Here is a 14,450-nt window from a genome sequence, read left to right on the forward strand (position 1 = left end):
CTTGTGGGTTTTATTAGGAGCTTTATCCAGCTCCCGAAGCTCAATGTCATTAAGTTAAGGAGAAATCTATAAAATCACTTAACAGTTAATCAAGAAAGCAATTAGAAAAATCCGTTTTATCAGCGTTTTCGCTTTAGCTCCCGAAGTCTTGGGACAGTACAATCAGCGTCTAATTTTGACACGGATAAAACAGATTTACTTCGTAAAAACGCGGATAAAAGCGGATTTGATTTGCAATAATTTTTATTCTTTTAAAGCTTAACTTAATGACATTGCCCGATCCCGAAACTTCGGGACGGGACTATATCTTTTATTTTTCTAAAGAAAAAAAATAAAAGGAATAACGCTTCTGCAAAAAGGAATGCTAAACGTAAATATAGCGCGGATTTGCAATCATGAGTGTGCCAAACTTTTAAAAATGGGCTGAAAGTCCTAAAAGCAATAGCGTAGTGCAACGCACTACGAATTAAATCAAAAGTGGAAATTGCCTTGAAAGGGCAAAAGAAAATAGAGCATAAAGAGGCAAAGAAAAAGGTGTTTTCCAGGAGAACATCATGTAAAGTAAATGTGCTTTTTGAAATTAGGCTTCCGCCCTTTCAGGGCTTAAAATTACAATCGTTTTTTATTCGTAGTGCTTCTCACCATGCTATTGCTGAGGCTCTTTCAGAGCAACAGGTTTCGCAAATTTATAATTTGCAATCCGTGCCTGTTCCAATATTAAAGTGATTTTAGATTATCGTTCTTACTATATTGTGATATCCTTTGCGGGCACGAATTGCAAATATGCACTATTGTGTCTTGGTAATATTAATATCGCGGGCGATAGGGTTTTGAAATATATAACAATAAAGAAAGATTAAGCAATACGTATAAATACGGGTTTTAGTGAATGACTGTTATTACATGGTAAAATAGATTAAAAAAAAGACAATATACCTTTCAGCATATCGTCTTTTCATTAATTAAATAAATTGTAAACTCTTAAACCGGCAAAATAATATGAAACTCAGCGCCAATATTTTCTTCGGCTTTTGAGAAAATAATGCCTTTGTGGTTTTCTACGATTTTTTTGCCAATGGCGAGGCCAATTCCGGTTCCGGTGTAAACTTCGTTGTTGTGTAACCTTTGGAAAATGGTAAAAATTTTATTCTCGTATTGTTTGTTAAAACCTATGCCGTTGTCTTTTATGATGATTTCGCAGTAGGTTAAAGTAGGATCCAAGGTTGGAAATTTTTTAATCTCACTGGCAGTCATTTTATGCGAATTGATTTCGACTTTAGAGCTTGAACCGTCGTTTTTATAGAACTTAAGAGCATTGCTTATTAAATTATAAAAAAGCTGGTTCATCTGTAGCGGAATCGCATTGATAACAGGCAATTCACCTACTTTTATCTCAAGATCGCGTTCTTCAATCATTAACTCAAAATCAACCAGAATATCAGCTATAATAACATTTAGATCTGTTACTGCAAACAGTCTGTCAGGGTTGTTAAGATAAGAATAAGCCAGTAAATCTTTAATGAGCGTATTCATTCTTATCGAAGATTTGCTGATTTTTTCGACTAGAGTAAGAGCTTCAGCAGAAAAATCTTCATTCATTTCCAGCAATCGGCTTATGAACATCAATATTTTACGCAAAGGTTCCTGCAAATCATGACTGGCCACATAGGCATATTCCTGCAGCTGCACATTAGCGCCGTGCAAATTCTTAACAGAACTTTCGAGTTCTTGATTCGCTGTAAGCAAATCGGTAGTGCGTTCCTCTACTTTTGCTTCAAAACCACTTGATAATACCTGCAGTCTTTTTTCGATAATTCTGCGTTCGGTAATATCTTCAATTGCCAGTAAAATCAATTGTTCTTTACTGGTTTCATTGGTTACTTGTCTGGCATTTAAAAGCATGACACTTTCGCCGTAAGGCAATAAATTTACCGAGATCTGATAATCATCAAGCTGCGTTTTTTCGGGCAATACTTTTTCGAGCATGGCACGCATCGGGATATTATCAAAAAGATGATTTTGTATTTCGTAAATTAGTTTTCCGGTGGCTTCTTCCTTGGTAATATTGTATTTTTTAGAAAATGCCCTGTTGATATTTTTTATCCTTAAATTGGTGTCCAGCACTACAATAGGTTCTCTAAGAGTCGCTACAATGGCCTCAGTATAATTTTTAGATATATTTATTTGCTGTTGTTTGTTCAGGAGTTCCTGATTAATCTGCAAAAGCTCTTCGTTACTGGATTGCAATTCTTCTTTTGAGGTTTCCAGTTCTTCATTCAGACTTTGCAGTTCCTCGCTCCCACTCAATAATTCCTCATTGGCGCTTTGCAGTTCTTCGTTAGATGCTTCCTGCTCTTCGCTAATGGCGTTTACATCGTCATGAATTTTGGCCAGTTCTTTCTCGAGTTGCGCAATCCTTCTCAAATTAGTATTTTCGCGTAGTTCTTCTGCCGTAAACTGATTCGAAATTACATCTTCTTTTCGAACAACGGTTTTATAAAACAAAACCAAAAAGTAAGGTTCTGAAGTATCTTCTAAGGGATGAATTTCAATAGAAACTTCGCTAATAGTGCCTTTATTTTTAACCTGAATTCCTTCTTTTTTGACCAAAGCTCCCGTTTCTTTGGCTTTATGCCAGGTATTTCGTAGTTCAAATGCCAAACCTTCCTTGGTCATTTTTAGCAAATTAAACGTAGGTTTTCCTGTCGAAAGTTCAATAAATTCGGATATAGAAGCATTTATATGTACAATGTCCATTTGCTCGTTTACAATAACACTGGCAGGAGTATATTTAGAAATCAAGAGTGCTTCGGCGCTTTTTCTAAAGTCTTCTTTGACGATTTCTTTTCGTTGAATATCGGCTTTTAAGGTTTTCAATTTATCATTGCCTCCCATACCGGAATGTACCAATCGGCCTGAAACCTGTTTACGGGTATAAATTTTTCCCGCTTTCTCGAATGGCTGAAAAAGTTCAGCGGCAGGAACAGCAGTTTCTGATTTTCCTAAAAGTAAAAATCCGTTTTCTTTTAAGGCGTAATGAAAAGTAGCCAGCGATTTTTTCTGCAAAAACGAATCCATGTAAATGAATACATTTCGACACGTAATCAGATCCATTTTGGCAAAAGGCGGATCAGTTAGAAAATTATGTACTGCAAAAATGCATAAATCCCTAATTTGACTTTTAATTTTGTAACCGTTTGTATTGGCGGTAAAATATTTGGTCAGGATGGTTTCAGAAACATTTCGCATTTGCGATTTTCTGTAAAACCCAATTCGTGCTTTGGCTATCGCCACTTCAGAAATATCCGAAGCAAAAATCTGAATTTCTTTTCCCTCCAGATTTTCGCCTAAAAACTCATGAAGCGCAATTGCCAAAGTATAGGCTTCTTCTCCTGTAGAACATCCTGCAATCCAGATACGTATGGCGTTTCCTTCGGTTATTCTGTTGGTTAATAAGGGAAAAACTTTTTCTCTCATTATTTGAAATATCTTGGTATCTCTAAAAAATTCAGTCACAGGAATCAATAAATCGTTGAACAAATCTTCTGGCGCCAGTTTATCGCCCTGAAGTACTTTTAGATAATCTCTTAAACTTACGATTTTATTCAAAGCCATTCTTCTAGCAATGCGTCTACGTATGGTAGTTTGTTTGTAATAAGTAAAATCTACACCGCTATGATGGCGTAAAATTTTGATAATTTCCTGAAATACTTCTTCGTCATCGGGATCGTTTTCTTCGCTAATCTGATCTCTGGCTTTTGATAGTTCGATCAATTTCTGTACAATCTTACCTGGCGATAGCACATAATCTACTACTCCGGCATTAATAGCGTTTTGAGGCATTTCGTTGTTAGCCGCTTCAATATCCTGGGCAAAAGTAATTCCGCCGTGTTTTTTGATCGCTTTAAGACCAATTGTTCCGTCAGATCCGTTTCCTGAAAGCAATACGCCATAGGCAAGGTCAAGATGCACCTCCGCCAATGAATTAAAAAACACATCTATTGCCTGATTTTTAGTGTCCTTTTCTCTTGGGTTCAATTTTAAAACACCATCAAAAGAAGTAAGCATTTTATTCTCCGGAATAACATATATAGTATTGGGAGCCAAATGAATATCATCGGTAATTTCGTTTATTGGAATTTTGGAAACACGCGAAAGCAGCTCTGTAAGCATACTGTCATGCAGCGGATGCAAATGCTGCACAATGACGTAGGCCATTTCAGAATCAGCAGGAATGGCTTCAATAAATTGTCTAAAAGCCTCTAATCCTCCTGCAGAAGCACCAATACCAACTATGGGAAAATCCTGGCGGGTAGCCTTGGGTAAATTGTTCTTTTGCTTATGCATGATTTCAATTTTTAAATATTTAAGTAATTATAAATCAATGCATAATATTAAAACTGCATATTTTTTTACTAAACTGTAATAACGAAAGATTCAATTTTTGCATCTGCTAATTTTTCTTTCCAATCTGTTTCGATCACCTTTTTTAATAATTTCTTTAAATCACTAAAAGCAATAGGTTTTACCACGTAAGCGTTCGCACCTAATCCGAAAGTGCTTTTGACACCATCTGCAGTTGCAGATGTTGAGTAAATAGCAATAACCGGAATATCTTTAAACTTAGCATCTTCGCGAATTTGCTGTAAGGTCTCAAAACCGGATAAAATAGGCATATTCAGGTCTAAGAAAATGATATCCGGAATACCCAAACTGGTATCATAAAGACGATCGAGAAGTTCTACACCATTTTTACAAAATTCGATTGGATAATCGAGATCAAGATCTTCCAGAGCTTCTGCAAAAAAATCTCTATCGTCTTCATCATCATCGGTAAGTAAAATCTTTATATTCTTTTGAGTATTCATCATTGGGTCGCGTTAGATTCAAATGTACGCTTAAATAAATTGGAATGAAGAATTAGCTTTGATTAACTTAACATTTTATCAATAAGATTATCAATTTGTTTAAAAAATAGCTATTAATACACTTAAATCATTGATAATATTGAGTTTAATTTACTTTTACACACTTGTATTATATCTACATATAAATAGTCTTTTACCTACATAAATATTTTTTTATTTTTTTAAGAAAGAAGGAACGCTCCACTACAAATAAGCTTAAAATGAAATTAATGGCTTATTTTTGTGTTATGCAAAATGAAATAGCCAAGAGATTGTGCCAATGACAAAAACAATCATATATTTTTACATTCCTAAACAAGTCACACTTCTTGACTTAAGCGGTGTTGTCGAAGTTTTTCAGGAAGCAATTGGTTTAGGATTTCAATATGAGCTTCAATTTATTAGCAGCCAGTCTTCTGTAGTTTCATCTTCGGGGCTAGAGTTTGCATCGTTAACCCATTTTTCTAAAACAAATCCAAAAGAAAATGATCTTGTTTTTATTTCGGGAAGCAGTACGCACCAGATCGATCTGAATGCTGAAGACGCTTTGTTTTTTGAATGGCTTCAACAATTAAATGCTAATCAAACTACAATTTGCAGTATTTGTTCAGGCGCTTTTCTTTTGGCGAAAGCCGGACTTTTAGACCATAAAGAATGTACGACACACTGGAAATTGGTAGATAAGCTCAAAAAAGATTTTCCGCTTGCCAAAACTCAAAATAATACTTTGTTTACCCAATCGGGAACTATTTATACGAGCGCCGGAATTATAACGGGAATTGATCTTGCGCTGCATATCATCGAACAGCGCCATGGCAAAGAAACCGCAGCTACGATTGCAAAAGAATTGGTAGTCTATAAAAGAAGGCATGGCAATGACGAACAGGAAAGCGTGTATTTGCAAAACCGAAATCATCGCGACGAAAAGATTCATATCATTCAGGATTGGATTATTTCGAATTTGGAAAAAACGTCTACAATCGATTTTTTAGCCGAATTGATTCACATTGGCCCCAGAAACCTGACACGAATTTTCAAAAAACAAACCGGAATCACCATCGCAGAATATCGAACCAAACTACGGATCGAAAAGGCTAAAAGTTTACTCCTTAATTCTGATTATAAAATAGAACATATTGCCCATTTATGCGGTTATAAAACCTCCAAACAATTAAGGGTTATTCTCGAAAGTTATCTTGACGCCTTACCTAGTGAAATCAAAAACTGCTGGTCTTAAAACGACTATCGTTTGTCCTTTTTTGATCTTTAATAGAAAGGTAAATTTGCCTATAACAATCTAATTTATAAAAAGATGAAACTTAGAGACCAAAATACAGCCCTGATTTTAATTGATGTTCAGAAGGGTTTTAATGAAGAAAACCATTGGGGTGGAAACCGAAATAATAAAGATGCCGAAACCAAAATGGCTCAGATTCTCGGGCAATGGAGAACATTAAAATTGCCCATTTTTCATATTGTGCATAGTTCTCTGCATCCGGATTCAAAACTGCACGCTTCGCATCCGGGATTCGAAATCAAAGACGAAGTAAAACCTATTACCGGAGAACCTGTGATTACAAAAAATGTCAACAGCGCTTTTATAGGAACTGATTTAAAAGAAAGATTAGACAATCTCAATATCAAAACACTTGTTATTGTGGGCTTAACAACGAATCATTGCGTCTCGACAACGGCAAGAATGGCGGGAAATTTTGGTTATGATGTCTACTTAATTTCTGACGCGACAGCAACCTTCGACCGAATTGGCATCAACGGCGAAAAATACGATTCGGAATTAGTACATCAAATATCCCTGGCAAGTTTGCACAACGAATTCGCAGAAGTAATCGATACTAAAAGACTTTTAGAATTAATTTAAGAGTTTTTTGCCACAAATTTCTTTTGTAATGCTAAAAATAGTTAACCACAAATTACACAAATTTCCGCAAATTTCTTTTTACAATCTTTAAGCTTAAAAAAAATAAAAACAATACTAAAGTCTAATGTCTATGCGCAATCATAAAAAAATAATTTGCGAAAATTTGCGTAATTTGTGGTTAAAATTCATAACCAACTAGAATAGCTCATTTTATTGACCTACATCAAACTTTTGCATCTTAAACAATTCTAGATTTGCTGCTCATTAATTTAAAATATCCAAAACAAAATGATCGGCACACTACCATATCCTTTAGAAAAATTTGGTTTAACAAGCGTACAACGTGTAGAAAACGCGCTACAACATCTGCAAAACGGAAAAGGAATTTTATTAACCGATGATGAAGACCGCGAAAATGAAGGTGATTTGATATTTCCGGCACAACATATGAGCATTAAAGATATGGCTCTGATGATTCGCGAATGCAGCGGAATTGTCTGCCTTTGTCTGTCTAACGAAAAAGCAGATGAACTCGAATTGCCTTATATGGTTAAGGAAAACACAAGCAGTTTTCAGACTCCGTTTACCATAACTATCGAAGCCAAAGAAGGCGTGACAACCGGAGTTTCGGCAGTAGATCGCATTACCACTATTAAAGCGGCAAGTGCTGTAAATGCAAAAGCCTCAGACTTAGCCAGACCCGGACATATTTTCCCTTTACGTGCCAAAAACAACGGAGTTCTCGAACGAAACGGACATACAGAAGGCAGTGTAGATTTAATGAAATTAGCAGGTTTACAACCAGAGGCTGTTTTGTGTGAGTTAATGAATGAAGATGGCAGTATGGCCAAACTTGACAAAATCATTAGCTTTGCAGAAGAACACGATTTGGTAGTATTGTCTATTGAGGATATTATTTATTACCGCAAATTTGTGAGAGATTATAAGTAACAAATGATATACGAGCAACTTGGTGATTATATAAAAAATCGTATTGAGGTTTCTGATGAAAGCCTCAATACGATTTTATCTTATTTTAAGCCCCTAAAACACGATAAAAATGAGCTATTGGTTTCAGCGGGACAAACCAGTCAGAATACTTATTTTGTGGGCAAAGGCTGCCTGAGAATCTATTATATCAATGAAGAAGGAAAAGATGTAACCCGATATATTGCTTTCGAAAACCAAATTGCTACGGCGTTAGTAAGTTTTATTACCAAAGCCCCTTCGGCAGAATATATACAAGTGATCGAAAAATCGGAACTATTGTATATTACTCATGAAGATTTTAATCACTTACTTCAAACCATCCCGGAATGGATGCAATTTTATTGTCGCTATTTAGAAAGAGCTTATGTCAATAATACCAACAGATTGATGTCGTTTACCACCATGGATGCTCTCGAACGATACCAGCTTTTACTAAAAATAAATCCGACGATTGTAAAACGTTTACCAAATAAAATTGTGGCGTCGTACATCAACGTTTCGCAGGAAACACTAAGCAGATTGAAGTCTAAGTTTTGATGTTAAAAATCAATATTAATTCTTAATTCTGTATTCTTTACTCTATATTCTTTATTCTAACTATTTACTACTTTTTTAATGAAACAATGTTGCATTTATAAATAAGAATTTTATATTTGCAACAATATTGCATTATCAATATCGATTCATCTGAATGAAAAAGAATTTTAAAATATTAAATCTTTTTATGCCGCTACTAGTAGTATTTGCTATACTATTTCCGGCAATACATTCGTATGAACACATACAGAATCATAATGCGGCGCATAAATGCATTCAGCATTACAATTATTCTTCTAAAACCGAATTTAAAGTACACGACCATTCAAACGAAGAATGTGCTATTTGTCATTTTAAATTTAGCCCTGTTGGTACTTTCTCATTTGTAACCTTTCAATTTTATAAAAACAGTACAATAATCCATTTTGTACATTTTTATTCAAAATCATATTCTCCATTTTTCAAAGGCTCTTTATTCTCATTAAGGGCACCTCCTATTGTCTAGAACTATAAAAAGTAATCATTTCATTTTTATGAATTGATGTGCGTTTGTATGTTTTAGAATCTAATTTAAGTTCGAAAAGCAATTCACTTTTCTTAATCATTACTATTAGTTTTTTCTTGCAACAACTTGCTTAGAAACACGTTTTACTATTTGGATATGTAAAATTTTCCCTTTCGGGGAATAAAACTACATTGTCTATAATCAGATCGAAAAGAATAGTATGACCATTATTTTCTACCACATTAAATTCAATAATCTAATTGAATCAGCACTTCGCACGCCTGCTTTTTACATTTCACATTCCACAATCTAAAAATCTAAAGTCTAAAAATCTAAAATTTTTGCGTCGTCTTGTTATGCCGTAAAGTGCCATTTCCTGCGATTTTCTGCGCAGTAGACTGCTTTTTTGTAACTCAATTTTTTACATATGAATCCTTTTAAAATCAACAAAATGAAGCCAACTAAAATTCTTGTCGTCGCTTTACTAAGTGTTTTTGCTCTGTCGTCATGCAGCAGCGACAACAACGAAATTGATACCGAATATCCTGTAATCGATAATTCGGCTTCGAATGCATTCCCGATACAATGCAGCGAAATCACCCGCGGACAAAAAATTACTTTTAGGGCAAAATTTACAGACAATGCTGCTTTGGGATCATACAGTCTCGACATTCATCACAATTTTGACCATCACACGCACAGTACCGAAGTTAATAATTGTCTTGCAGATCCTATCAAAAAGCCTGTGAATCCTATGTTGTACATCAATTCAGTTACAATTCCAGATGGACAAAAAAATTACGAAGCTGTGCAGGAAATCACGATCCCAACCGATATTGATCCGGGCGATTATCATTTTATGATCCGCCTGACCGATAAAGAAGGCTGGCAGACCATTAAAGGCTTAAGTATTAAGATTTTATAATGAATTGATGAACGAAAATAAACCGAATCGATTACGGACTTTTTTCCTGCTGCTTTGCTGTTTTGCTATAGTTACAAAAGCTGCAGCGCAATCTGTTCTTGTATCCGGCAGCGTATTTTCCGACGGCCATAAACCGTTGGATGGCGCTATCGTTACCCTTTATCCTTCTGCTATAAGTATGCTTACAGATCAACAAGGGCATTTTTTCTTTCCTCAAATCCCTAAAAATTCTAACAGATTAACAGTGAGTTATTCCGGTTATTCGCTTTATGAAGTAAAACTTTCGTTGGAGAAAAATTCAAATGCCCTGCCTCCTATTTTCTTAAAACCCGAAGCAAAACAATTGCAAGAAGTTGTGATTACAGATAGCTATGAAGCACGCCGAAAAAAGACAGAATCTCTGAATATCGAAACCGTTAACAGCAGTTTTATTCAGCGCAATCTCGGCGGAAGCCTGATGCAATCGCTGCAAAGACTTCCGGGTGTTAAAACCATTTCTATTGGTTCAGGAGGTTCAAAACCCCTGATTCGCGGAATGAGTTTTAATCAGGTGATTGTGGTAGAAAATGGTATCAAACACGAAGGCCAGCAATGGGGCGCTGATCATGGTTTAGAAATCGATCAATATGCCGTAAATCGGGTTGAAATTATCAAAGGGCCATCTTCATTCCTATACGGATCTGATGCTATTGGCAGCGCTATTAATATAAAACCTGTCCCCTTTCCTTCTAAAAATGTTTTGGGCGGAATCGCTGATTTTACAGGAAAAAGCAACAACGAACAATTTGGAGGATCGTTTAATTTATTTGGCCGCAATGAAAAATGGTTTTTCGATACCCGAATCACCGCGATGGAATATGGCGATTACCGCGTTCCTACTGATACCGTACATGTGTACAACTATGCCGTGCCGTTGTACAAAAATCATTTGCGTAATACCGCAGGAAAAGAAATCGATTTACACGGAAGTGTTGGTTACGTTACTGATCGATTTAAATCGGTTTTCTATATAAGTAATATTTACACCAAAAGCGGCTTTTTTGCCAATGCCCACGGACTAGAGCCAAGAAATGTTGACACCGACCTTCATGACAAATCGAGCCGTGATATTCTAATGCCTTATCAGGAAGTGACGCATACTAAAATGAGTAATACCACTTCATTTTCAATAGGAACTCATAAACTGGAAACACAATTGGGTTTTCAGCAAAATTTCCGTCGCGAATGGAGTCATTATGTCAATCATGGCTATATGCCACCGCTTTATCCTGAAGATATGTATGCGCCAAAAGATCTCGAAAGGCAATATGATAAGGAAGTTTTTTCTGTAGCTATTAAAGATGAGTTTTCGATACAAAAACATCAAATTACAATGGGTATAAACGGCGAACAGCAGCAAAATACAATTAATGGCTGGAGTTTCCTGATTCCCGCTTTCAAACAATCGAATGCCGGATTATTTGTTTACGATAAATATCAGCTCAATGATTTATGGCTGCTTCATGGCGCAGTACGTCTGGATTATGGGCGAATCGAAATGAAACAATATACAGATTGGTTTCAAAGCGAAATTACAGAAAATGGCGAGACTCGTTCTGAGTATTTAAAACGTTCAGAAAACCTGACAAGAACATTCAACAGTTTCAACTGGTCAGCGGGTGTTAATTATACTCCGGGACAATTATCGCTTAAAGCTAATCTGGGAACAAGTTTTAGAATGCCCATTGCCAAAGAACTGGCCTCAAACGGGGTGGATTATCATTATTTCAGGTTTGAAAAAGGAGATCCCAATTTATCGGCAGAACGTTCGTATCAATTAGATCTTGGTATCGATTGGCAGCAAAACAAATGGTCGGTGCAGCTGAGTCCGTTTTTCAATTATTTCCCCAATTACATTTACCTGAATCCTACTTCACAGCATGATATTTATTACGGAGCCGGAAATCAGGTATTTGAATATGAGCAAAGTAAAGTCATGCGTTATGGCGGAGAATTGCAAACACGTTACCAATTCCTGAAAAATTTAAGCGGCGAGATTTTGGCTGAATATCTGTATTCAGAACAATTATCAGGGAGCAAAAAAGGCTATACACTTCCCTTCTCTCCGCCTGCTTCGGTTTTGTTTGGACTGACATATAATCCCGAAATTAAAGGCTTAAATGACACTTATTTCTCGCTTGATTATCGCTATACCGCACAACAAAATCAGATTGTTCCTCCCGAAAGAAAAACGGCTAGCAGCAACGTATTCAATCTCGCAATGGGAACCAAAGCAAAAGCGGGACAACAGGATTTTATCATTAGCCTTCAGGTTCAGAATTTATTCAATGCAAAATACCTCAATCATACCAGTTTTTACAGGCTGATTGAACTTCCTGAAGCAAGCCGAAATATTATTCTATCTGTGAAAATTCCCTTTTTAATACATAAATCAATTTAATATGAATTCAATTAACAAACCCCAATTCCTTATGAAAAAAGCAAAATTATTGCTGCTGTTTTTTGTTGTCGCCGCTGTATTTACAGCCTGTGATAACGACGATAATAACGAAGTTTCTAAACCAACAGCCACGAATGTTGAGATTGGAACTGCGAATAACAAACGCGCCTTAATTGGCCGCGATTTCCATTTCAACGCTGATGTAATTGCCGGTGATAAAATTGCCGATGTACAAATCAAAATCCTTCCTAAAAAAGGTGAAACTTATACTAAAGACTGGAAGTTCGAATTGTCATTTATAGAATATAAAGGAGCTAAAAACACCAATGTACACAAGCATTTTAATATCCCTGCCGATGCTCCCGAAGGTAAATTCGATTTCTCGTTTATCGTTCTGGATGAAAACGGGTCGCAACTCGAAATCAAAGAAGAAATGACCATTACAGATCCTGCCAATATGCCTGCTGATCCGTTAATTGGGCGTGATATGCTTTCTCGAAATGACGATCTTATTTATTATATGGAAACATGGACAGAACCGGAACTGATCTTCAAAAAGAACGATAAAATCACAGCGCATGCACAAGTAAGCCAGATTATGGGCGACGGAATTCTATATTCTGTTTTGATAAAAAAGAGCCTTAATTACCATCCCGAAAGTATTGACAATCTTGATTTCAAAAAAGTTATCGTGATTTCAAAAGTAGAACATACAGGTCTTCCGGCGGCTTCAAAAATTACGACGCTGCAAAAAATCAATGACGTTTGGGGTGGTGAAGGTATCGTCGTTGGCACTGATAAAGATGCCGAAGGAAACCCTACAACCGCAGATAAATCATGGCAATCCGGACAATACAACTGGGTCATACTTTATAAAAATACCTCTTATAATCTGAGCGTCTACAAATCAATGCCTATTACCATTAATTTTTAATCTGTAAATTTTTTAAAACCTAAATTAATTTAAACACTTTTTACCATGAAAAACAATTATTTCAAACTCCTTCTCTTATTTGCTTTATCCGCTTTTGCTGTCTCTTGCAGCAATGACGATGACAATACTACCGAAACGCCAGAAGAAACCCTTTCTGAATACAAATTTTTAAGAGTATTATTGTCTGATGAAAAAACAACCGCCATTACGCTTGTAAATCCGGTTGACGCTACGATAACTTCTTTTAATGCCAAATTTGCAAAGTCATCACTTTATACCACAGAATCCGGTCGCTATGCGGGACTTGTTCACCGTGCAGACAATACGGTTGAAACTTTCGACAGCGGATTCGAAAGTCACGGTGATCACGTTGATGTAGACGGAATCCCTAAATTTGGTACCTTAACAGGACAATCGCCTTTGCCAACGCATTTTAAAAGTAAAATTGGAGAATTACTCACTTTCAATGACGGAGACGGAACTTTATCGGTTGCCAAGGAATCGGAGATCAATACAGCCGGAGCTAAATTTAAAGTAATAAATGCAGGTTTATTGGCGCATCACGGCGCTATGGCGACTTTCTTAAACGGAACTTACGCCATTACCCAAAAAGACAATTCAGTTGCGGGAACATTGCCTGAAAAAGTAAAAATTATCGACAATACAGGTAAAACGCTTTTTGAATCTACTATTGCAACAAAAGGAATCCACGGAAATGCTTCTGACGGAACTTACGCGGTTTTTGGTTCAGCAAGCGGCGTGCTTGTAGTAGAAAGTTCAGGAAAACAAAAATTAATTGCGCTTCCGGAAGACTTTGGAAGTGCCTGGTTTGGAACCATTTTAGAAACGAAAGCCAAAGGAAAATTTATAGGATATACCGCCGCAAAAGGTGCTTATTTAATTGATGTTACATCCGGAACGATCAAACCAATTTTGCAAAGCACTAGTATTATGCAATGTAAAGTAAGCTACAATACCAGTAAATTAGGGATTCTGCTGTTTTCAGGCGAATTCAAATTATTCGACCTGACCAGTTTGCAAGTTGAAAAAGAAGGAAAAGTAATTCCGGAAACAGCAAGCGATGCAGCCTCGAAAACACAAATTCAGTTAACAGAGAATTTTGCGTACATCACTTCTCCATCAACCGGAGAATTATTGCAATTGAATTTGTCTAATATGAAAATTGAAAAGAAAATAAAGGTTTCGAATACACCTTACACGATTACTCTTTTGGGCTTTGAAAATAGTAAAGATCATTAGTTTTTGTTTTTTTTATTTTGAGAAAGACTGTCTGTAAAAGGGCAGTCTTTTTTTTTCTTACTTGTCATTGCGT

At 36.1% G+C, this 14,450-nt stretch carries 12 protein-coding genes; 10 read left to right on the forward strand and 2 right to left on the reverse strand.

The annotated features are described in order from the left end of the window. Window positions 1-477 precede the first annotated feature (477 nt). The gene (locus tag GIY83_RS10235; protein ID WP_208686790.1) at window positions 478-726 is read left to right on the forward strand and encodes a hypothetical protein; all 249 of its coding nucleotides are present in this window, start codon (window positions 478-480) and stop codon (window positions 724-726) included. A 255-nt stretch (window positions 727-981) separates the two neighbouring features. On the opposite strand, the gene GIY83_RS10240 is transcribed toward GIY83_RS10235, so the two are convergent. Then, complete coding sequence (locus GIY83_RS10240; RefSeq protein ID WP_208686792.1) at window positions 982-4,347, reverse strand: CheR family methyltransferase; 3,366 nt, start codon at window positions 4,345-4,347, stop codon at window positions 982-984. Between the two features lie 68 nt (window positions 4,348-4,415). Continuing rightward, a complete protein-coding gene (locus GIY83_RS10245) occupies window positions 4,416-4,871 on the reverse strand; it encodes a response regulator (protein WP_208686794.1) in 456 nt (151 codons plus the stop codon). A 316-nt stretch (window positions 4,872-5,187) separates the two neighbouring features. On the opposite strand from GIY83_RS10245, the gene GIY83_RS10250 reads away from it, so the two are divergent. The 9 genes from GIY83_RS10250 to GIY83_RS10290 all read left to right on the forward strand — a co-directional run bounded on the left by GIY83_RS10250 (window position 5,188) and on the right by GIY83_RS10290 (window position 14,377). Then, window positions 5,188-6,144 carry a GlxA family transcriptional regulator gene (locus GIY83_RS10250; RefSeq protein ID WP_208686796.1) on the forward strand — a complete coding sequence of 319 codons (957 nt, stop codon included), beginning with the start codon at window positions 5,188-5,190 and terminating at the stop codon, window positions 6,142-6,144. Window positions 6,145-6,219: 75 nt separating this feature from the next. Continuing rightward, window positions 6,220-6,786: a cysteine hydrolase family protein gene (locus GIY83_RS10255; protein ID WP_208686798.1), complete on the forward strand. Its 567-nt coding sequence runs from the start codon at window positions 6,220-6,222 to the stop codon at window positions 6,784-6,786. A gap of 288 nt (window positions 6,787-7,074) precedes the next feature. After that, window positions 7,075-7,737 (forward strand): 3,4-dihydroxy-2-butanone-4-phosphate synthase, encoded by a 663-nt coding sequence (gene ribB / locus GIY83_RS10260; protein WP_208686800.1) that lies wholly within the window; start codon window positions 7,075-7,077, stop codon window positions 7,735-7,737. 3 nt (window positions 7,738-7,740) lie between these two features. Then, window positions 7,741-8,313, forward strand: coding sequence for a Crp/Fnr family transcriptional regulator (locus GIY83_RS10265; RefSeq protein WP_194614943.1), 573 nt, complete (start codon window positions 7,741-7,743; stop codon window positions 8,311-8,313). 187 nt (window positions 8,314-8,500) lie between these two features. Beyond that, the gene (locus GIY83_RS10270) at window positions 8,501-8,818 is read left to right on the forward strand and encodes a hypothetical protein (RefSeq protein WP_229029276.1); all 318 of its coding nucleotides are present in this window, start codon (window positions 8,501-8,503) and stop codon (window positions 8,816-8,818) included. A gap of 451 nt (window positions 8,819-9,269) precedes the next feature. Beyond that, window positions 9,270-9,743 carry a DUF4625 domain-containing protein gene (locus GIY83_RS10275; RefSeq protein ID WP_194614945.1) on the forward strand — a complete coding sequence of 158 codons (474 nt, stop codon included), beginning with the start codon at window positions 9,270-9,272 and terminating at the stop codon, window positions 9,741-9,743. A 7-nt stretch (window positions 9,744-9,750) separates the two neighbouring features. After that, complete coding sequence (locus tag GIY83_RS10280; protein WP_229029279.1) at window positions 9,751-12,183, forward strand: TonB-dependent receptor; 2,433 nt, start codon at window positions 9,751-9,753, stop codon at window positions 12,181-12,183. Window positions 12,184-12,214: 31 nt separating this feature from the next. After that, window positions 12,215-13,117, forward strand: a complete 903-nt coding sequence (locus GIY83_RS10285; protein WP_229029281.1) for a DUF4625 domain-containing protein — start codon at window positions 12,215-12,217, stop codon at window positions 13,115-13,117. A gap of 45 nt (window positions 13,118-13,162) precedes the next feature. After that, the gene (locus tag GIY83_RS10290) at window positions 13,163-14,377 is read left to right on the forward strand and encodes a hypothetical protein (protein ID WP_208686806.1); all 1,215 of its coding nucleotides are present in this window, start codon (window positions 13,163-13,165) and stop codon (window positions 14,375-14,377) included. Window positions 14,378-14,450: the final 73 nt, after the last annotated feature.

It is taken from the genome of Flavobacterium sp. SLB02 (genome assembly GCF_009664855.1).
GTDB lineage: Bacteria > Bacteroidota > Bacteroidia > Flavobacteriales > Flavobacteriaceae > Flavobacterium.

Bases quoted from the DNA above. Each gene is read 5' to 3' on its own strand.
- GIY83_RS10240 (WP_208686792.1), bottom strand. From the start codon at position 4,347: ATGCATAAGCAAAAGAACAATTTACCCAAGGCTACCCGCCAGGATTTT.
- GIY83_RS10245 (WP_208686794.1), bottom strand. From the start codon at position 4,871: ATGATGAATACTCAAAAGAATATAAAGATTTTACTTACCGATGATGAT.
- GIY83_RS10250 (WP_208686796.1), top strand. From the start codon at position 5,188: ATGACAAAAACAATCATATATTTTTACATTCCTAAACAAGTCACACTT.
- GIY83_RS10255 (WP_208686798.1), top strand. From the start codon at position 6,220: ATGAAACTTAGAGACCAAAATACAGCCCTGATTTTAATTGATGTTCAG.
- ribB (WP_208686800.1), top strand. From the start codon at position 7,075: ATGATCGGCACACTACCATATCCTTTAGAAAAATTTGGTTTAACAAGC.
- GIY83_RS10265 (WP_194614943.1), top strand. From the start codon at position 7,741: ATGATATACGAGCAACTTGGTGATTATATAAAAAATCGTATTGAGGTT.
- GIY83_RS10270 (WP_229029276.1), top strand. From the start codon at position 8,501: ATGCCGCTACTAGTAGTATTTGCTATACTATTTCCGGCAATACATTCG.
- GIY83_RS10275 (WP_194614945.1), top strand. From the start codon at position 9,270: ATGAAGCCAACTAAAATTCTTGTCGTCGCTTTACTAAGTGTTTTTGCT.
- GIY83_RS10280 (WP_229029279.1), top strand. From the start codon at position 9,751: ATGAACGAAAATAAACCGAATCGATTACGGACTTTTTTCCTGCTGCTT.
- GIY83_RS10285 (WP_229029281.1), top strand. From the start codon at position 12,215: ATGAAAAAAGCAAAATTATTGCTGCTGTTTTTTGTTGTCGCCGCTGTA.
- GIY83_RS10290 (WP_208686806.1), top strand. From the start codon at position 13,163: ATGAAAAACAATTATTTCAAACTCCTTCTCTTATTTGCTTTATCCGCT.